We start from the raw sequence: 19,706 nt of genomic DNA, 5'->3' as shown, positions 1-19,706 counted from the left end.
GGAGATTATGCCGCAGTATACTTATGAAGTGGGAGACATTGTGAAAATGAAAAAAAAGCATCCCTGCGGTAGTTTTGAGTGGGAAATCCTGAGAGTCGGAGCAGATTTTCGACTGAAATGTATGGGGTGCGGACATCAGATCATGATCGCCAGAAAACTGGTGGAGAAAAATACGAGGGATTTAAGAAAAAAAGCTTGAAATCACCGGGGCGTTATGGTATCATTTTAAACCGTGATATATTAGTATTCGTCTGGTCATGCAAGGCGCATGACAGAAGAATATCCTTGCTCCCCGCAGGAAAACAGGGGGCCAAAAGACCAAAAGGAGGTGCACACTACATGAACAAATATGAGTTAGCTGTTGTAGTCAATGCAAAAATCGAAGACGATGAAAGGGCACAGGTAATCGAAAAAGTAAAAGCATTAATTACTCGTTTCGGCGGAAATGTGACTGACGTTGATGAATGGGGTAAGAAGAGACTGGCTTACGAAATTCAGAAAATGAAAGAAGCATATTATTACTTCATCCACTTCGAATCTGATGCTACAACTCCAGGCGAGATCGAACAGAGAATCCGCATCATGGATAACGTACTCAGATATTTATGCGTAAAACAAGAGGCATAGAAGAAGAGAGGTAAAAGAATGAATAAAGTAATTTTGATGGGACGTTTGACAAGAGACCCTGAAGTAAGATATTCACAGGGAGAAAATCCCCTGGCTATTGCCAGATATACACTTGCTGTAGACCGCAGATTCAGACGTGACGGAGAACAGAGCGCTGATTTTATCCAGTGTGTTGCTTTCGGCAGACAGGCTGAACATGCGGAGAGATATTATCGTCAGGGACTTAAAGTCGTTGTCAGCGGACGTATCCAGACAGGAAGCTACACCAACAGAGATGGCGTGAAAGTATATACAACAGAGGTAGTAGTGGAAGAACAGGAATTTGCCGAGAGCAAAGCGTCCAGTGATGCAAATGCAGGCGGCTTCCAGTCAGCTCCCGCACCGGCACCGAGCGCACCAGCAGGTGACGGCTTCATGAACATTCCGGATGGAATTGATGAAGAATTACCGTTTAATTAAGCTGAAGGCAGCTTAATAAACTTGATAGAAAGGAGAAATTATCATGGCTTTTGAAAAAGGAAATCGTCCGGAAGGCGGTTTTAAGAAAAGAGGCGGCGGACGCAGAAGAAAAAAAGTATGCGTATTCTGCGGCAAAGAAAATAACGAAATCGATTACAAGGATGTAGCAAAATTAAGAAAATACATCTCTGAAAGAGGAAAAATCCTTCCGAGAAGAATTACAGGAAACTGTGCAAAGCATCAGAGAGCTCTTACAGTTGCAATTAAAAGAGCAAGACATATTGCTTTGATGCCATACGTTCAGGAGTAATCAGAAAGAATAAAAGGCCCGTCGGTTGGGAAATCACCCTGCCGAAGGGTCTTTTTTTACTCTGGGAAGCCGCCTTATTTGATCCGGCTTTGAAATGAAAATTTCATGGCTGAAAGAAATGAAAAATTCCTTGACATATAAATTAGAAAGGAATACAATACAGACAGATTGTGAAAGAACGCAGGCAAAGATGTCAGCAGACAGCTTTTTTGCGTTCTTTTTTATTTAAATAGGAAACTTCGTTCCCTATTAAATAAAACGCTCTGCAAGATGCGAGCGGGGCATTGAAGAAAATTAAGAATGAAAAGGAGAGTTTGTATGAAAACACTGGGTTATTACAATGGGAGATATGGGGAACTGGATGAAATGATGATTCCTATGAACGACAGAGTATGTTGGTTTGGGGATGGAGTATATGATGCAGGTCCTTCCAGAAACTACAAAATTTTTGCCCTTGATGAACATATAGACCGTTTCTTTAACAGTGCCGGACTGCTTGATATTAAGATGCCGGTTACCAAGGCAGAGCTAAAAGAAATTCTGCAGGAAATGGTAAATAAAATGGATACAGGCAACTTATTTGTGTATTATCAGGTGACAAGAGGAAGCGGAATCAGGAACCATGCTTTTACAGAAGGAGCGGGGAATCTGTGGATCATGCTGAAACCGGCGGAAATTTCTGACGGCACGCAGCCGATCCGTCTGATCACGTTGGAAGATACCAGATTTTTGCACTGTAATATCAAGACGCTGAATCTGATCCCTTCCTGTGTGGCGACAGAGAAGGCGAAACAGGCCGGTTGCCAGGAGGCGGTCTTCTACCGTCCGGGAGGCAGAGTAACAGAATGTGCACACAGCAATGTTCATATTATCAAAGACGGAAAACTGGTTACAGCGCCTACCGATAATCTGATCCTTCCGGGAATTGCCAGGGCACACCTGATCAGGATGTGCAAAAAGCTGGAAATTCCGGTTAGTGAGACACCGTATACTCTGGAAGATCTTTTCGCAGCTGAAGAAGTGATTGTTACCAGCTCAAGCAATCTTTGCCTCTATGCAAACGAGATTGACGGAAAACCGGTAGGAGGAAAGAATCCTGAGCTTCTGGAAAAGCTTCGAAAAGCTTTGCTGGATGAGTTTTATGAAGCGACAAAATAAGAAAAATGACAGATTTTGATGAAAGAAAAATTTGAAAGGTGAAGTCATGGGAGAAGTAAAATTTATGCCATCCGGTGACAGGGCAATGGTCGTAGAATTCGGTAATGCGATCGATACCAGGATTAACGATCAGGTACATACACTTGCAAGAAGGATTGAAGAGGAGCAGATCCCGGGAATTGTGGAGCTTGTTCCAACCTTCCGTTCACTGATGGTCTATTATGATCCGTTCCTGACAAGCTATGCGAAGCTGAAGGCGGTGCTTGAAAACAGCGGGGAGATAGGAGCAGGATCAGCGAAAGAGAAAAAAAGAATTTTAAAAATTCCTTGCTGCTATGGGGCGAGATTCGGCCAGGATCTGGCAGATATGGAAGCTTACACCGGGCTGGACCGGGATGAAATTATCGCAATCCACAGTTCGGTAGACTATAAAATTTATATGATGGGATTTCTTCCCGGATTTGTATATCTGGGAGGATTGGATAAAAGAATCGAGATCCCGAGGCTGAAAACTCCGCGGGTGAAAATTCAGCCGGGAGCAGTAGGGATCGGGGGAAATCAAACAGGTGTGTATCCGCTGGCATCGCCGGGAGGCTGGCGCCTGATGGGAGGCACTCCGGTGGATTTTTACGATCCTGACCGGGAGGAGCCGATCCTCTGTAAGGCGGGAGAATTTATCCGTTTTATTCCGATCACGATAGATGATTATTATGATATCCGCCGTATGATCGTAAACGGCACATATCAGGTAGAGGTTTTGGAGGAGGATGCATAAGATGTCTGTAAAAGTTATTATACCGGGTGCACTCACGACAGTGCAGGACGCCGGGCGTTATGGATATCAAAATTCCGGTATCCAGACTTCCGGAGTAATGGATCAGAAAGCCTATAAACAGGCCAACGAACTGGTGGGAAATCCTGCAGGAGAAGCAGTGCTGGAGGCCACTTTGTTTGGCGGAATGATGGAAGTGGATGAAGATACACTGATCGCCTTTACAGGGGCGGACATGGAACCGCAGATTAACGGGGAAGCGGCTGAAATGAACCGCCCGTATCTCTTGCAGGCGGGAGATACGGTTTCTCTTGGTATGGTGAAAAGCGGATGCAGAACTTATATTGCCTTTGGCGGAGGTATTGACGTCCCGATCGTAATGGGAAGCAGGTCCACGAATCTGAAATGTGCCATGGGAGGCTATGAAGGACGGGCGCTAAAAGCGGGAGATGTGCTGAAGACGGGAACGCCGCATGCCTCTTTTGAAGAAGTAAAAGAGCGGCGGGCGAAAGCGGAATTTTATGGTTCTCCCATTGAGGTGAGAGTGATTGAAGGTCCCCAGGCAGAATATTTCAGCGACAAAGGCAAAGAAACCTTTTACGGCGGAATTTATACAATTTCTGATCAGAGCGACCGTATGGGTTACCGTATGGAGGGAGAACCGATCGAGAGCGTAAACGGGACGGATATCATTTCTGACGGCATTGCTTTTGGAGCGATACAGGTGCCTGCAAGCGGGAAGCCTATTATTTTGCTTGCTGACCGGCAGACAACAGGCGGATATGCCAAAATCGCCGTAGTGTGTTCCTTTGATATTCCCAAACTTGTACAGGGCAAGCCGGGAGATCAGGTTCGTTTTGTAAAGATCAGCGTGGAAGAGGCGCAAAGAATCAATGAATCGCAGCAGACAGACTGCATGAAGAGGGGGAAATAGTTATGGATTACAGTACAATGACGCCCGCACAGGCGCGGGCACTGATAAGAGAAGAGAAGATAACCGGACAGACTTCCGGGATGTGTGCCGGATACGCACAGGCAAATCTTGTGATCCTTCCGAAGGATCTGGCTTATGATTTCCTTTTATTTACACAGAGGAACCCAAAATCCTGCCCGGTTCTGGAAGTCAGTGATGTGGGAAGCAGGCAGCTTCATTATATTGCAAAAGATGTGGACATTGCCAGAGATATTCCGAAATACAGAATTTACAGAAAAGGAGAGCTGGCAGGAGAATATACAAATGTGGAGGAGTTTTGGCAGGATGACTTTGTCAGTTTTCTGATAGGATGCAGCTTTTCTTTTGAATCAGGGCTTCTGGATGTGGGCGTTCCGGTGCGGCAGATTGAAGAACACTGCAATGTCCCTATGTTTAAGACAAATATTCCCTGTACTCCGGCGGGAATTTTTAAAGGCAACATGGTGGTGAGCATGCGGCCCATGCCTTACGATCAGGTAGTGAAAGCGGTGCTGGTAACCGGAGAGATGCCGAGGGTGCATGGCGCCCCTATCCATATCGGGGATCCGTCAGTGATCGGCATTTCAGATATCCATAAACCGGATTTTGGAGATGATGTTACCATCAAAGAAGGAGAGGTTCCGGTATTCTGGCCTTGCGGCGTTACGCCCCAGAATGTTGTTATGAATGTAAAACCGGAGATTGTTATCACACATTCACCAGGGCATATGCTGATCACAGACATAAAGAATGTAGAGCTTAAGTATTAAATCAGAGTGAAACGAGGAAGAAACGATGTATTTTGTAGATTTAAACTGTGACCTTGGAGAAAGTTTCGGAAATTATAAGTGCGGGATGGATGAGGAAGTGATCCCCTTTATTTCATCTGCGAATATAGCCTGCGGTTTTCATGCATCAGATCCGCTTGTTATGATGAAGACAGTAGCGCTGGCAAAGGAAAATCAGGTATCTGTGGGAGCGCATCCAGGTTATCCTGATCTGGTTGGGTTTGGAAGAAGAAATCTTTCAGCTTCTCCTGCAGAAGTAAAAGCGATGGTGCAGTATCAGGTAGGAGCGCTTCAGGCTATTGCAAAGGCACAGGGAATGTCGGTGCGGCATGTAAAGCCTCATGGGGCTATGTACAACATGGCAGGGAAGGATGCAAAACTGGCAGAAGCTATTTGCGAGGGGATTTATGAAGTAGATCCCGGGCTTATCCTTCTGGGACTGTCCGGCAGTGAAATGTTGAAGGCGGCTGAAAAGACCGGGCTTCGGTCAGCGAAAGAGGTTTTTGCAGACCGGGCTTACGAAGAAGACGGTTCACTGGTGGCAAGAAGCAGGCCGGGCGCAATGATCACAAATGAGGAAGAAGCAATTGAAAGAGTTGTCCGTATGATAAAAGAAGGAAAAGTAACGGCCATTACAGGAAAAGACATCGAAGTGCAGGCGGATTCCATCTGTGTCCACGGCGATGGGGAAAAGGCATTGGCTTTTGTGGAAAAGATCAGGAAAACCCTGGTGCAGGAGGGAATAGAGATCGTTCCTCTTGAAAAAATCGTAGGCCAGAGACAGGCGCATTCATTTTAAGCCGGCGCCTGAATGACAGAAGAAATGATAACAGAAAGGAAGAGATGCAATTGGGAGCGGCAGCGCAGGTAAAAAGTGAAACAATCGAAGATGTAGTACTTCGCCATTCGAAACGGGGAATGACGGTGCTACGCAGCTACATGTCCAGGGATTACTGCAGACAGGCTGCAAGAAGGATTCTGGAGTTGGAAAAAGGGACGATCCTTTTAACGACCGGATTTTATGTAGCGGGACATGCGGAAACAGATGGACCTCTTGGGACGGTTGTATTGGCAAAAGCATTGGAAAAACAGGGTTTTTATCCGGTTATTATCACAGATGAATTTTGCCGGGGATTTTTTGAAGCGGCAGATCTGGAAGTATGTTATGTCGATGTAGAGGATGGAGCAGAAAAGTATGAGGCGTTGTTGGAGAAATTTGCACCGACAGCACTGATTTCCATTGAGCGCTGCGGCCGAAATGTAAAGAATGATTATGCCAACATGCGCGGAGTCAGCATTAAAGAATATACAGCCCGGACAGACTGGCTGTTTATTCAGGCAAGAAAGCAGGGAATCCCGACATTTGGAGTGGGCGACGGCGGAAATGAGATTGGCATGGGCAATTTAAAAGAGGTTATTTCCGGTAAACTGGAACTTGTTCCCTGTAAAGTGAAGGTAGACACTCTGGTCATTGCGACGGTTTCCAACTGGGGTGCATATGCAATCGCAGCCTATATTCAGAAAATGACCGGAACAAAAGTTTTACCCGGGTTTTCCGAAATCAAAGAGTATCTCTCCCTGATCGTAAATATGGGAAGCGTGGACGGCGTGACAAAGGAACAGACGCTGAGTGTGGATGGTTTTTCACTCGATGTGGAAAAAGAAATCCTGGATGGATTGAAAACGCTGGCTGCAGTGTAGAAGAAAGAAGATGTCCCCAACTATGAAGAGAAAATCCATAGTTGGGGACGTTTTTTGTCTATTTGATCTCATTTCCCGGGAATTTCGGAATCCCGTCGAATCCGATTTGAAGGTCAGCGTCGGTCGGAATGTAGTCGCTCATCTGCCCGTTGTGGTATTTTTCATATGCAACCATATCAAAATATCCGGTACCTGTAAGCCCGAAGAGAATGGTTTTTTCTTCTCCGGTTTCTTTACATTTCATTGCCTCATCAATGGCAACGCGGATAGCGTGACTGCTTTCAGGTGCAGGAAGGATTCCTTCTACCCGTGCGAACTGTTCGGCAGCGGCGAAGATAGAGGTCTGCTCTACAGAGCGGGCTTCCATGTAGCCGTCATGGTAAAGCTGTGACAAAATAGAGCTCATGCCGTGATAGCGAAGGCCGCCGGCGTGATTGGGAGAAGGAATGAATCCGCTTCCGAGAGTGTACATTTTTGCAAGAGGACAAACCATTCCGGTATCGCAGAAATCGTATGCGTATACGCCTCTTGTGAGGCTGGGGCAAGAGGCCGGTTCTACTGCGATAAACTGGTAATCCGCTTCGCCCCGCAGCTTTTCTCCCATAAATGGTGAAATCAATCCGCCCAAGTTGGAACCGCCGCCGGCGCACCCGATAATGATGTCTGGTTTAATGCCGTATTTATCCATGGCGATCTTGGTCTCCATTCCAATGATGGACTGGTGGAGCAGTACCTGATTCAGCACGCTTCCCAGGACATAGCGGTATCCGTCTGTATGTGTAGCAACCTCTACTGCCTCAGAAATGGCACAGCCAAGGCTTCCGGATGTGCCTGGATGTTCAGAGAGGATTTTGCGTCCGATTTCTGTTGTTTCCGAAGGGGAGGGAGTGACGGACGCGCCGTAGGTCCGCATGACTTCCCGGCGGAACGGTTTCTGCTCATAGGAACATTTAACCATAAATACCTTGCAGTCCAGATCCAGGTAGGAACATGCCATGGAAAGAGCGGTTCCCCACTGCCCGGCGCCGGTTTCTGTTGTCACGCCTTTCAGTCCCTGGTCTTTGGCATAAAATGCCTGGGCGATGGCAGAATTTAACTTGTGGCTTCCGCTTGTATTATTGCCCTCAAATTTGTAGTAGATTTTTGCGGGAGTCTGGAGTTTTTCTTCCAGGCAATAAGCTCTTACCAGGGGAGCGGGACGGTACATTTTATAAAAATCCTGAATTTTCTGCGGAATAGGAATATAGCGGTTGTCATTGTCCAGTTCCTGTTTTACCAGTTCCTCACAAAATACAGTGCCCAGTTCTTCGGCAGTCATTGGTTTTAAAGTCCCGGGATTTAAAAGGGGAGCCGGTTTGTTTGTCATATCAGCTCTGACGTTGTACCATTCTTTTGGCATTTCGCTTTCTTCCAGATAAATTTTGTAAGGGATTTTCTTTTCCATGTGTCTGTTCTCCTTTCTGAATAAAATAAACTTGAAATGTGATGATGCTTTTCTGCAGGGAGAGAAGAAAAAAAGCTCCTGCCCCTGCAGATAAAATGCAGGGACAAGAGCTTGTTATACTGAAAAATCAATGATAAAACTCCTGCGGTGCCACCCGGCTTGATGTAAAACATCCTCTCATGCATACTGACATATGCTGTCTTTGATAACGGAGTTCTCTCTCCGGCTTGCATACTACTGTATTCCGCTCGCCCTCAGAAGCCCATTCCTTTTTGGTTTGATCTGCCGCAATCCCACCGCCTGCAGCTCTCTGTGAGACAAATGTCAAAAAGTACTTACTCTTCTTCACTGGTTTATAGAAACTTTATCATGGAAAGGTGAAATTGTCAATTATTTTCTTTCCGGGAAAAGTGACATTTTCCCCAAAGACCTGGAATGACTTGAGAAAACGCTGAAAATGAGATAATATATACAGAAGAACATATACAAGGAAGGTATCATAATGTTTTCATATACACAACTGCGTAAAGATTACCCGGAATTTATTTATCACGGGTATCAGATAAAAGAAGAAAAAGAGAGGATATGCCTGGAATATGATTTCGAAATCCCGGGCCTGTCCTCTTTTCATCCCACCTGGGAATTTCCCAAAAAAGATGAGGAGAATAGAAAGTATGCTGATGACAGTACATTTCGTAATCTGGCATTTTCCCTGGGTATGGTAGAGCTGATCAGCTACTGGAAGATCGCCTGCCCGCCGAAAGTGATCGTGGAAGCCGGGGCTTTGACGGCGGAGCAGATCCTGTGGTGGAAGGATCTGTATTTTAACGGACTGGGAGAATTTTACTATACAAATGGAATCAGTGAGAATCAGGAAGATTTTATGGAAATTGTTTCTGCAGGGCAGGAAATCAGCGCCGACGCTTTATCTGACCGCCGGCTGGAAGGATGCCTTGTGCCTGTCGGAGGAGGAAAGGATTCTGCCGTAACTCTTTCGCTTCTGAAAGGAGAAAAGGAGACAAACTGCTGTTATATTATCAATCCCAGGGGAGCGACACTGAAAACGGTAGAAAGAGCCGGCTATGGAGAAGCGCAGATGTGCTGCGTAAAGCGGACGCTGGATAAAAACATGCTGGAGCTGAATAAGCAGGGGTATCTGAACGGCCATACGCCTTTTTCGGCAATTGTAGCATTTTCTGCAACGATCGCAGCATATATGGAAGGGAAAAAATATATTGTCCTTTCCAATGAATCCAGCGCTAATGAAAGCACGGTGGAGGGAAGCACGGTAAATCACCAGTATTCCAAGAGTTTTCGTTTTGAGAAGGCATTTCATGACTATGAGGCAGAATATATCGGAAGCGGAACATATTACTTCAGTATGCTGCGCCCGTTAAGTGAGTTTCAGATTGCCGGGTATTTTGCAAAATGCCGGGAGTTTCACGATATTTTCCGAAGCTGCAATGCGGGGAGCAAAGAGGATAAATGGTGCGGGCACTGTCCGAAATGTCTCTTTGTGTGTCTGATTTTATCACCTTTCCTTTCCGGAGAAGAAATCATCCGCATTTTCGGAAGAGATATGCTGAATGATCCGGATATGACAGAAGATTTCCGCAAGCTTACAGGCATGGAAAAGGAGAAACCTTTTGAGTGTGTGGGAAGCAGAGACGAGGTGAATGCGGCAATTTCCCTGACTATTGACCGGATGATGGGGCAAGAGAAAGATCTGAAAAAACTGCCCGGACTTTTCCGTTATTACGTGCTGAATGGACTGTACAGAGAAAACGACCCCGCGTCCGGAAGATTTTTCCGGTATTTCGATGAAGAAAATCTCCTTCCGGAGAGGTATCTTGAACTGGTAAGGAGAGAATGCACGAAAGGGGAAAGGTAACATGCTGGAAAAAATACGCCAGACCGTAGAAAATAAAAAAGTTCTGGTTCTTGGACTTGGAAGAGAGGGAAGATCCAGTCTGCGTATGATCCGGAAGGCAGGAGGATATAAGGAGCTGGCAGTGGCGGATCAGAACCCGGTGGAGGTAAAGGAATCCGGAGAAGAGAAGATTCCGGTCATATCGGGAACGCATTATATGGACAAGGAGCTCCTTGATTCCTATGATATTGTCTTTAAGACTCCGGGTATTGTTCTGCCGGAAAAAATAGAAAACTATAAGTGCCAGTTTGTGTCTCAGACCGGACTTTTTATCAGTAAATTCCGCAGTCAGATCGTGGGAATTACCGGGACAAAGGGAAAGAGCACCACATCCACTCTTTTGTATCATGTTTTGAAAGAGAACGGAGAGGACGTCGTGCTTGCAGGAAATATCGGTATCCCGGTGTTTGATATTGCGGAAGACATTACAGTGGGAGAGGTCATTGTACTGGAATTATCCTGCCATCAGCTGGAATATATCACTGTTTCTCCTCATATAGCGGTGCTTCTGAATCTTTATGAGGAGCATCTCGATCATTATGGAACGATGGCGGCGTATGTCCGGGCAAAACAGAATATCTATGCATGGCAGGAAAAGGAGGATCTCCTTTTCTGCAATATGGAATTTCTTCCCGGACATGAAGTGGAGGGGGCAGGCCCGGAAAGCGCCGGCGTGCCATGTAAAGGCGAAGTGATCTCGGCGGTTTTGATCCCCGAGGGAGAAAATCCTTCCGGCAGAGGAGATATTGAAGTGGCTGGAAATGCAGTGCGCTACAGAGGCAGCGGTCTTCGCATTCCGGAACAGGGGATTTCCCTCATCGGTCAGCATAATTATTTTGATATTGCCATGGTTTATGGAATATGTAAGGAATTTTCTCTTACGGATGAACAGTTCCTGAAAGGGCTTCGCAGTTATCAAACCCTTCCCCACAGGCTTCAATATCTGGGGATAAAAGACGGAATCCGCTTTTATGACGATTCCATTTCCACAATCGGGGAAACGACGATCCAGGCGCTTGAGAGTATTAAAAACGCAGGAAGCATACTGATTGGCGGTATGGACAGAGGTGTGGATTATGATCAGCTGGAAGAATATCTTGCCGGCAGCAGTGTAAAACACATTATTCTGATGGAAGCAACAGGGAAACGGATCTACAGTGAAATAGAAGAGCGATATCCGACGCTTTTCGGAAGTGGAAAACTTTGTCTTGTAGATCACCTGAAAGATGCTGTGGAACTTGCGGGAAAGCTGGGAGAGGAGGGCAGCGCCTGCATACTCTCACCAGCGGCGGCAAGTTATGGAATCTTCAAAAATTTTGAAGAGCGGGGAGAAGTTTTTAAGAAATATGTTTTCGGTTAAAACTTTCTGTCTGCCATTGCCTTAATGGAAGAGGCATATTCGGAAGGTGTCATTCCGGTTACTTTTTTAAACTGTCTGGAAAAATAGTGAATGGACGTGTAGCCAAGCTGCTCGGAAATCTGCGTGAAATTCATTTTATTTGTGCGGATGAGCTGCTTGGCTGCATTGATTTTCATAAGGGAAAAATATTCAATGATACCAAGGCTGCTCTGTTCCCGGAAAATTTTCTGCAGCTGTGAACGGCCGATCAGGTTTTCGCGGCAGATCTGCTCAATGGTAACATGACTGTCCAGATGAGCCTCCAGATAGTCCACCACGCGATTGAAAAGTTCGATATCACTCCTCTTTTTGGTCGCTTTGAGAGGAAGAGGACGAAGGGAGCTTTTGGGCAGTATCATAGGGTTGGAGTACCGGCGGAGCATGTGGATGAGAAAATGCTCCAGGTAGAGGCGGATCATCTGCTGAGCGCCAAAAGCGTCAGGCTCTTTTGTAGGCATATTTTGCAGATAGGGATCATCCAGGCGGCAGTCAAAGCAGCGTCTTGCTTCAATGACGATATCGGCCAGGATCATCCGTTCTTTCTCATCGATCTGAAGGATACGGTTTCTGAAAAAATCCATGGCGGGATCCGTGCATCCAAAAGAAATAACGACCAGATTGGGTGCGATTCCCCGCGTTGCCTCTACGCTGTGGAATTCATTGGGCTGATGGAAGGCGATTTCGCCCCGTTTCAGGACAAACTGCCGATCTCCGCCCGTGACGGATACCTCCCCTTTATCTACACACACAAACTCCCAGAAATCATGGGTTTCCCCCGGAAATTTAAAATCGCTCATATATTCAAAATAGTGAATACTGTAGAGCTTTTCGATCGATATGGAATTTTTTAGTCTGATACCGTCATATGCCATAGAATATTGTTCTCCTGATTTTTTGTTTGCTTCCGTGCAGCGGCGTATAGCGCATTCACTATACGAAAAACGAGCTCTCTCAAAGAGCCATGCAAGCTCGAGGCAGAGCCTCTCGCTCACGGGCATTCGCCCTATAGAACCTATAGAAATACAAGATACCAGCAGTGTCTGCAAGCAGCCTCTGCTGATCTCTTGTATTTCTGCATGGCTCTTTGCTTACGTGAACATTATACCCTGATTTTGTAAAAAAAGCAAAAAGAAAGTGCAGATTGTACAAATCAATTAAAAAATAGGATAAAGATTTTTTTGGCTCTTTATACTACAATAAGCGTAAATGTACAAAGGACAGCAGCGGACAGGCTGTGTAATTTTGGAAAGGAAATGAAAGTGATGAAAAAACCAGTTTTAGTAATTATGGCAGCAGGAATGGGAAGCAGATACGGCGGCTTAAAGCAGATCGATCCAGTAGACAAAGAAGGGCATATTATTATGGATTTTTCCATGTATGATGCGAAAAGAGCCGGATTTGAAAAGGTTGTCTTTATTATTAAGCATGAGATAGAAAAGGATTTCAAGGAGAATGTAGGAGAACGCATCAGTAAATATATGGATGTTGCCTATGCATATCAGGATATTCAGAATATTCCGGAAGGCTTTGAAGTGCCGGAAGGAAGAGTGAAACCATGGGGAACTGCCCATGCGGTATTAAGTGCGATCGATGAGATCGACGGACCGTTTGCGGTGATCAATGCTGACGACTATTACGGACGGGAAGCATTTGAACTGATCTATGATTATCTTGCATCTCATGAGGATGATGAGAAATATCGTTATACTATGGTAGGGTATGAACTGGGAAATACGGTTACAGATAACGGACATGTGGCCAGAGGTCTGTGCGACATGAATGAAAAGGGCGAGCTGACAGGTATTCATGAAAGAACCAGGATCGAGAAGAGAGAAGGCGGAATTGCCTATTCCGAGGATGAAGGAGCAACCTGGACATTCGTTCCGGCGGACACAACAGTTTCCATGAATATGTGGGGATTTACAGCCAGCATTTTGAAAGAGATCAAGGAAAGATTCCCGGCATTCTTAGAGGAAGGCCTGAAGAGCAATCCGATGAAGTGCGAATATTTCCTTCCTACTGTTGTCAGCGATCTGATCGGAGAGGGAAAAGCGACGGCAGCAGTCCTGAAATCCAGGGACAAGTGGTATGGAGTGACTTATAAAGAGGACAAGCCGGTTGTTATGGAAGCGATCCAGAGAATGAAGGATGAGGGAGTTTATCCGCAGCATCTCTGGGAGGAAGCATAAAACGCAATATTTTTATAGTTTTCACCATGATGTTTATAGTATTTATAAGATGTGATGATTATAATCAAAGTATAGTTGATCCATCAAAACATAGTCCGTATATGAGGAGGTAATTAAAATGAAAATATTGATCACAGGCGGTGCAGGATACATCGGAAGCCACACAGCCCTGGAACTTCTGAATGAAGGTTATGAGGTTGTTGTGTATGATAATCTCTGTAATTCCTCTAAAGAATCCCTGAAGCGTGTGGAAGAGCTTACAGGAAAAAGCGTTCAGTTTTATGAAGGAGATGTTCTGGACGCAGAAGCGTTAAAAGCTATGTTTGAGGCAGAGAAGATCGATGCAGTGATCCACTGTGCGGCCCTTAAGGCAGTAGGAGAATCTGTGCGCAAGCCTCTGGAGTATTATCAGAATAATATTACCGGAACTTTAACACTGATGAACGTAATGAGAGAAGTCGGCGTAAAGAATATCGTATTCAGTTCTTCTGCAACTGTATACGGAAGCCCGGAAGAAATGCCGATCACGGAGGCATGCCCGAAGGGACAGTGCACGAATCCGTACGGATGGACAAAATCCATGATGGAACAGATCATGACAGATTTGCAGAAAGCGGATCCGGAATGGAATGTGATCCTTCTTCGTTATTTCAATCCGGTGGGAGCGCACAAGAGCGGCCGTATCGGAGAGGATCCGAAAGGAATCCCCAACAACCTTATGCCGTATATTTCACAGGTGGCAGTAGGAAAACTGGAAAAACTGGGTGTATTTGGAGATGACTATGACACGCCGGACGGAACAGGAGTGCGTGATTATATTCATGTAGTTGACCTGGCAATCGGTCATGTGAAAGCCATCAATTATATTTTCACTAATCCGGGACTTGATGTGATCAACCTTGGAACAGGGCAGGGATATTCGGTTCTTGACATGGTAAAAGCATTTTCCAAAGCATGCGGGAAAGGGATTCCCTATGAGATCAAACCGCGCCGTGCAGGGGATATTGCAATGTGCTATGCAGATCCTGCAAAGGCGGCGAAGGTGCTTGGCTGGAAAGCGGAAAGAGGACTGGATGAAATGTGCGAAGACACATGGAGATGGCAGTCACAGAATCCTAACGGATACGAATCATAAAAGCAAGGAAGGACTGCTGTTTCAAGAAAAGCAGACCGGGCTGAAAAGGGGGACGAAGATTTTCGGAAAATCTTTGTCCCCTTCTTTCGTGCAAAAAAAACTGCCGGCATTTAAAATTCTTCCCTTTTACTGGCAAAAGTGGTATAATACAGTGTGCAGTTGTATTGTTTTTGAGGGATATAAATATGAAGAAGAAAGAAAAACAAAGTGTACGATTAAAAGGACAACTAAGAGTATACATGCAATGGCCGGCTGTTATGTCCATTTTGCTGATCGCAATGAATATATGGATCTATCGTCTTGATCGCAAGGCAGGGATGCTGATGTGCCTTTTTGTTGTGATCTATATTGTCATCGTGGGCGTAATGTATTTTTATAATAAGTCCCTTGTTATGAAAGACCTGGTGGAATTTGCAGCCCAGTATGGAATCGTACAGAATACTCTTTTGAAGAAACTGGCAGTACCATATGCTCTTCTTCTGGAAGATGGGAAGCTGATGTGGATGAATGATCAGTTCCGTGAGATACTGGGGGGCAAGCTGAAGGGAGAAAATGTCCTCAGTCGTTACATTCCGGAGCTGAACCGCAGCATTTTCCCGAAAGAAGAAAATCAGACGGTAGAGATGGAAGTCTATTATAAAGATAAAGAGTACCGGGCAGAACTTAGGAAGGTGCCTGTGGAAGGCTTCAGTAATTCAGAACAGCTTCTGGAAATGCCGGAAGAGAAGGAATATTTTATTGCGGTCTATCTCTCCGATGTGACAGAACTGAATACTGCTCTTCGTCAAAATGAAGAACAGCGGCTGGTAGCAGGTTTGATCTACATCGACAATTATGACGAGGTGATCGACAGTGTAGAGGAAGTGCGCCAGAGTCTTCTGGTAGCGCTGATCGACAGGAAGATCAACCAGTATATTGCCCGTCTTGACGGAATCGTAAAGAAGATGGAGACAGATAAATATTTTATCGTTATGAAAAAACAGTGCTTCAAGGAACTGGAAGCGGATCGTTTTTCTCTTCTTGAGGATGTAAAATCCGTAAATATCGGGAATAATATTCCGGCCACATTAAGTATCGGTCTCGGACTTAGCCAGACTGCTTACGTGCAGAGCTATACCTATGCCCGGGCAGCCATTGATCTGGCTCTGGCAAGAGGAGGAGATCAGGCGGTTATTAAGGACAGCAGCGGCATTACTTACTACGGAGGCAAACGGGAGCAGACCTCCAAAAATACGAGGGTAAAGGCCAGAGTAAAAGCAGAAGCACTCCGCGAATTTATTACTGTCAATGACACGATCCTTGTTATGGGGCATAAGATGATGGATATGGACTGCCTGGGAGCGGCAATTGGCATCTACCGCGCTGCGGCAGCTCTTGAAAAGAAAGCGCATATTGTAGTGGATAATATTTCCGCCTCTGTCCGCGTCATGTATGAGGAGTTTGTCAATCATCCCAATTATCCTGATGATATGTTTGTGACTTCCGGTGAGGCCAAGGAGATGATCGATGACAGTTCCATGGTGATCGTAGTGGATACGAACCGTCCTAAGATGACAGAATGTCCGGAACTTCTGACTATGACAAAGACTGTGGTTGTTTTTGATCATCACAGGCAGAGCAGTGATAATATTGAAAGTGCATTGTTGTCCTACATTGAGCCGTACGCATCGTCGGCGTGTGAGATGGTATCAGAAGTTCTGCAGTATATTGTAGATGATGTCAAAATACCGGCCATGGAAGCCAACAGTCTCTATGCAGGAATTATGATCGATACGAATAATTTCCTGAATAAGACAGGAGTCCGTACTTTTGAGGCGGCGGCCTTCTTAAGAAGGTGCGGCGCTGATATCCCGTTTATCCGGAAAATTCTTCGGGATGATCTGAAATCCTATCAGGCGAAAGCGCGGATCATCAGCGGAGCGGAAGTATATATGGATGATTTTGCAATTGCAACAGGAGAAAATCTTAAGATCGAAAGTCCGACAATTATTGGGGCTCAGGCAGCCAACGAACTGCTTGACATTGACGGAATTAAGGCGACGTTTGTGCTCACAGTGTATAACGGCAGGATCTATGTCAGCGCCCGCTCGATTGATGAGATAAACGTGCAGGTGATCATGGAGCGGCTTGGCGGCGGAGGTCATATGAACGCGTCAGGAGCCCAGTTTGATCATACGGATCTGGATGAAGCCGTGGCGGATCTGAAGAAAGTGCTTACTGAAATGAAAGAAAAAGGAGATATATAGATGAAAGTAATTTTATTGGAGGATGTAAAGTCTCTCGGGAAAAAAGGGGAGATTGTGGAGGTAAATGACGGATATGCAAGAAACTTTCTGCTGAAGACAAAAAAGGGAGCAGAGGCAAACAAAAGTAATATGAATGACCTGAAACTGCAGAAAGCAAATCAGGAGAAGATTGCACAGGAACAGCTGGATGCGGCAAAAGAACTTGGAAAGAAGCTGGAGGAAGGCAAGGTGACCATTTCCATTAAAACCGGAGACGGCGGCAAGGCTTTCGGATCTGTATCTTCCAAGGAAATTGCGTCGGCTGTGGAAGAGCAGATGGGACTGAAAGTGGATAAGAAAAAGATCCAGCTTAAGGAACAGCTGAAAACCCTGGGAACTCACATGGTTCCTGTAAAACTTCACGCGAAAGTGACTGTAGAGCTGAAAGTAAATGTAACAGAGGAGGCATAGAACGATGCCGGAGATGGAGGAAGCTCTCATTAAACGTGTACCGCCTCACAGCATAGAGGCGGAACAGTCTGTCGTAGGCGCCATGCTGATGGACAAGGATGCGATCATGACCGCTTCTGAAATCATCAGCGGCAAAGATTTTTATCAAACTTCATACGGCGTTATATTTGATTCTATGACAGAGCTTTTCAATGAAGGGAAGCCGGTGGACCTGATCACTCTTCAGGAGAGGCTGAAGGAAAAGGATGTACCGGATGAAATTTCCAGTCTGGAATTTGTCCGCGATCTGGTTGCCGCAGTTCCCACTTCAGCGAACGTTAAATATTATGCGGATATTGTGTTTGAAAAATCTATGCTCCGCAGGCTTATAAAGACAAATGAAGAGATTGCAAATTCCTGTTATGCAGGAAGCGATTCAATGGAAGCGATCCTGGAGACAGCGGAAAAGAGCATTTTCGAGCTGGCCCAGAAAAGAAGCACAGGAGATTATGTGCCCATCAAGCAGGTTGTCTTAAATGCCCTGGACCGGATCGAGAAGGCGGCAAAGACGAAGGGGACTGTCACCGGTATTCCTACCGGATTCCTGGATCTGGATTACAAGCTGTCAGGACTGCAGCCGTCGGACCTGATCCTTGTGGCAGCAAGGCCTTCTATGGGAAAGACAGCCTTTGTTTTGAATATCGCACAGCATGCGGCTTTTAAAGGCAATAAGACCGTAGCCATTTTCAGTTTGGAGATGTCCAAGGAGCAGCTGGTAAACCGATTGTTTTCCCTGGAGTCACAGGTGGATTCTCAGGCCCTTCGTACTGGAAACTTAAAGGACGATGACTGGGAAAAATTGATAGAAAGTGCGGGGATTATCGGAAAGTCCAACCTTATTATTGATGATACGCCGGGAATTTCCATTTCCGAATTAAGAAGCAAATGCAGAAAGTATAAGCTGGAGCAGGATCTTCACCTGATCATTATTGACTACCTGCAGCTGATGACCGGAAGAGTAGGCGGGCGTGCAGAGTCGCGTCAGCAGGAAATTTCTGATATTTCCAGATCCCTGAAGGGCGTGGCAAGGGAGCTGAATGTTCCCGTGATCGCATTATCACAGCTCAGCCGTGCGGTAGAGCAAAGGCCCGATCACAGACCGATGCTTTCCGACCTTAGAGAGTCGGGAGCCATTGAGCAGGACGCCGATGTGGTAATGTTTATTTACCGTGACGATTATTATAATAAAGATACAGAGACGCCTAATCAGGCGGAGATCATTATCGCAAAACAAAGAAACGGCCCCATAGGGACCGTTCATCTGGCATGGCTGCCGGATTACACGAAGTTTGCCAATTTATCCTGGCAGGAGTAGGCGTTTCAGCCGTTCTGCCGGTCCTGCTTTGGCAGCTTCTTTCCGAAAGGACTGCTGCTGGCGGATCAATTGATCCAGCCGTTTGAACTGTTCTTCTTCCTGCCGCTCTTTGGCATCCAGGAGGAAGGACAGTTCTTTTGTGATCATAGCTGTCAGCACTTCGTTATTATTTTCCAGCATACGCTTCATGCGGAGCTGTTCTCTGGTGCGTTTCATATCGGGAATGAGAGCTTTCAGCTCGTCAAATGGAACGCCCTGTTCATATAGCTCTTTAATACAATTGTATAGTTTGGTATCTTCTTTTGTTGCACTGCTTAATGTGTTAAGTGCGTTTCCCATATTCATACCCCCTTTGCAATTCCAAGTATAGCATGTACACAGTGAAGATATTGTCAAAAGGAGGATGTGCCCGGGGAATCTTAGTTACATATTCCGCCGGAAAATACAAAAAGAGACGAAAAAAAGACAGTCTGTCGAACCAGCCTGTCTTTTTTGATTTCTTTTTTGTTTTTATGTTTCCAGAGATGAATTAGCCCTGGGAAATTGCTCCTGTTGGACACTGAGCTGCACAAGCTCCGCAGTCAACACAAGCGTCTGCATCGATTTCATAGTGGTCAGCGCCCTGAGAAATAGCTCCTACTGGACATTCTGCTTCGCAAGCTCCACAGCTTACACATTCATCACTAATTACATGTGCCATTGGTATATCCTCCTTTATCATTATAGAACATAAGTCTACTTGGTTTATACATATCATAATACAAAAAAAACAAATATACAAGAGAAAAAGAT

At 45.6% G+C, this 19,706-nt stretch carries 21 protein-coding genes; 17 read left to right on the top strand and 4 right to left on the bottom strand.

The genetic code is table 11. The annotated features are described in order from the left end of the window. Positions 1–7: 7 nt before the first annotated feature. The 10 genes from R2J37_RS14545 (at position 8) to R2J37_RS14500 (ending at position 6,767) form a co-directional block, all read left to right on the top strand. Positions 8–199, top strand: coding sequence for a DUF951 domain-containing protein (locus R2J37_RS14545; protein WP_230105028.1), 192 nt, complete (start codon positions 8–10; stop codon positions 197–199). A gap of 140 nt (positions 200–339) precedes the next feature. Then, positions 340–627, top strand: a complete 288-nt coding sequence (gene rpsF / locus R2J37_RS14540) for a 30S ribosomal protein S6 (protein ID WP_230105029.1) — start codon at positions 340–342, stop codon at positions 625–627. 18 nt (positions 628–645) lie between these two features. Continuing rightward, positions 646–1,086: a single-stranded DNA-binding protein gene (locus R2J37_RS14535; protein ID WP_230105030.1), complete on the top strand. Its 441-nt coding sequence runs from the start codon at positions 646–648 to the stop codon at positions 1,084–1,086. A 43-nt stretch (positions 1,087–1,129) separates the two neighbouring features. Next, positions 1,130–1,396, top strand: coding sequence for a 30S ribosomal protein S18 (rpsR, locus tag R2J37_RS14530; RefSeq protein WP_230105031.1), 267 nt, complete (start codon positions 1,130–1,132; stop codon positions 1,394–1,396). Between the two features lie 318 nt (positions 1,397–1,714). Beyond that, entirely contained in the window at positions 1,715–2,554 is an 840-nt protein-coding gene (locus R2J37_RS14525; RefSeq protein WP_316265757.1) for an aminotransferase class IV, read from the top strand. 46 nt (positions 2,555–2,600) lie between these two features. Beyond that, on the top strand, positions 2,601–3,329 hold the full coding sequence (pxpB, locus tag R2J37_RS14520) for a 5-oxoprolinase subunit PxpB (protein ID WP_316265755.1): 729 nt from the start codon (positions 2,601–2,603) through the stop codon (positions 3,327–3,329). A gap of 1 nt (position 3,330) precedes the next feature. Next, entirely contained in the window at positions 3,331–4,260 is a 930-nt protein-coding gene (locus R2J37_RS14515; protein ID WP_316265753.1) for a 5-oxoprolinase subunit C family protein, read from the top strand. Positions 4,261–4,262: 2 nt separating this feature from the next. Continuing rightward, positions 4,263–5,048, top strand: a complete 786-nt coding sequence (locus R2J37_RS14510) for a putative hydro-lyase (RefSeq protein WP_230105035.1) — start codon at positions 4,263–4,265, stop codon at positions 5,046–5,048. Positions 5,049–5,073: 25 nt separating this feature from the next. Then, positions 5,074–5,865, top strand: a complete 792-nt coding sequence (locus tag R2J37_RS14505) for a LamB/YcsF family protein (RefSeq protein WP_230105036.1) — start codon at positions 5,074–5,076, stop codon at positions 5,863–5,865. 50 nt (positions 5,866–5,915) lie between these two features. Then, a complete protein-coding gene (locus R2J37_RS14500; protein ID WP_230105037.1) occupies positions 5,916–6,767 on the top strand; it encodes a DUF4392 domain-containing protein in 852 nt (283 codons plus the stop codon). A gap of 58 nt (positions 6,768–6,825) precedes the next feature. On the opposite strand, the gene R2J37_RS14495 is transcribed toward R2J37_RS14500, so the two are convergent. Beyond that, complete coding sequence (locus R2J37_RS14495; protein WP_230105038.1) at positions 6,826–8,211, bottom strand: TrpB-like pyridoxal phosphate-dependent enzyme; 1,386 nt, start codon at positions 8,209–8,211, stop codon at positions 6,826–6,828. 502 nt (positions 8,212–8,713) lie between these two features. Between R2J37_RS14495 and R2J37_RS14490 the strand changes: the two genes are divergently transcribed. Both R2J37_RS14490 and murD read left to right on the top strand, forming a co-directional pair. Continuing rightward, entirely contained in the window at positions 8,714–10,102 is a 1,389-nt protein-coding gene (locus R2J37_RS14490; RefSeq protein WP_316265750.1) for a MurL-like N-terminal domain-containing, read from the top strand. Between the two features lies 1 nt (position 10,103). Then, positions 10,104–11,501, top strand: a complete 1,398-nt coding sequence (gene murD, locus R2J37_RS14485; RefSeq protein WP_316265748.1) for a UDP-N-acetylmuramoyl-L-alanine--D-glutamate ligase — start codon at positions 10,104–10,106, stop codon at positions 11,499–11,501. Here the strand turns inward: murD and R2J37_RS14480 are convergent. Then, on the bottom strand, positions 11,498–12,412 hold the full coding sequence (locus R2J37_RS14480) for an AraC family transcriptional regulator (protein ID WP_256195268.1): 915 nt from the start codon (positions 12,410–12,412) through the stop codon (positions 11,498–11,500). The genes murD and R2J37_RS14480 overlap by 4 nt on opposite strands. Positions 12,413–12,802: 390 nt before the next feature. Between R2J37_RS14480 and R2J37_RS14475 the strand changes: the two genes are divergently transcribed. From R2J37_RS14475 to dnaB, 5 genes are all read left to right on the top strand, one after another. Then, a complete protein-coding gene (locus R2J37_RS14475) occupies positions 12,803–13,729 on the top strand; it encodes a sugar phosphate nucleotidyltransferase (protein WP_230105043.1) in 927 nt (308 codons plus the stop codon). A 118-nt stretch (positions 13,730–13,847) separates the two neighbouring features. Further along, the gene (gene galE, locus R2J37_RS14470) at positions 13,848–14,864 is read left to right on the top strand and encodes a UDP-glucose 4-epimerase GalE (protein WP_316265745.1); all 1,017 of its coding nucleotides are present in this window, start codon (positions 13,848–13,850) and stop codon (positions 14,862–14,864) included. Positions 14,865–15,049: 185 nt separating this feature from the next. Further along, entirely contained in the window at positions 15,050–17,110 is a 2,061-nt protein-coding gene (locus R2J37_RS14465; RefSeq protein ID WP_230105045.1) for a DHH family phosphoesterase, read from the top strand. After that, positions 17,111–17,560 (top strand): 50S ribosomal protein L9, encoded by a 450-nt coding sequence (gene rplI / locus R2J37_RS14460; RefSeq protein WP_230105046.1) that lies wholly within the window; start codon positions 17,111–17,113, stop codon positions 17,558–17,560. Between the two features lie 13 nt (positions 17,561–17,573). Then, complete coding sequence (gene dnaB, locus R2J37_RS14455; RefSeq protein WP_316267053.1) at positions 17,574–18,914, top strand: replicative DNA helicase; 1,341 nt, start codon at positions 17,574–17,576, stop codon at positions 18,912–18,914. On the opposite strand, the gene R2J37_RS14450 is transcribed toward dnaB, so the two are convergent. Beyond that, positions 18,897–19,253 (bottom strand): hypothetical protein, encoded by a 357-nt coding sequence (locus tag R2J37_RS14450; RefSeq protein ID WP_230105047.1) that lies wholly within the window; start codon positions 19,251–19,253, stop codon positions 18,897–18,899. The genes dnaB and R2J37_RS14450 overlap by 18 nt on opposite strands. Before the next feature lie 190 nt (positions 19,254–19,443). Then, complete coding sequence (locus R2J37_RS14445; protein WP_022319077.1) at positions 19,444–19,614, bottom strand: 4Fe-4S ferredoxin; 171 nt, start codon at positions 19,612–19,614, stop codon at positions 19,444–19,446. Positions 19,615–19,706: the final 92 nt, after the last annotated feature.

This window comes from Claveliimonas bilis, from assembly GCF_030296775.1.
Lineage (GTDB): Bacteria > Bacillota > Clostridia > Lachnospirales > Lachnospiraceae > Claveliimonas > Claveliimonas bilis.
Note: the sequence above shows the minus strand (reverse complement) of the source record. Positions and strands in the feature narration are given on the sequence as shown.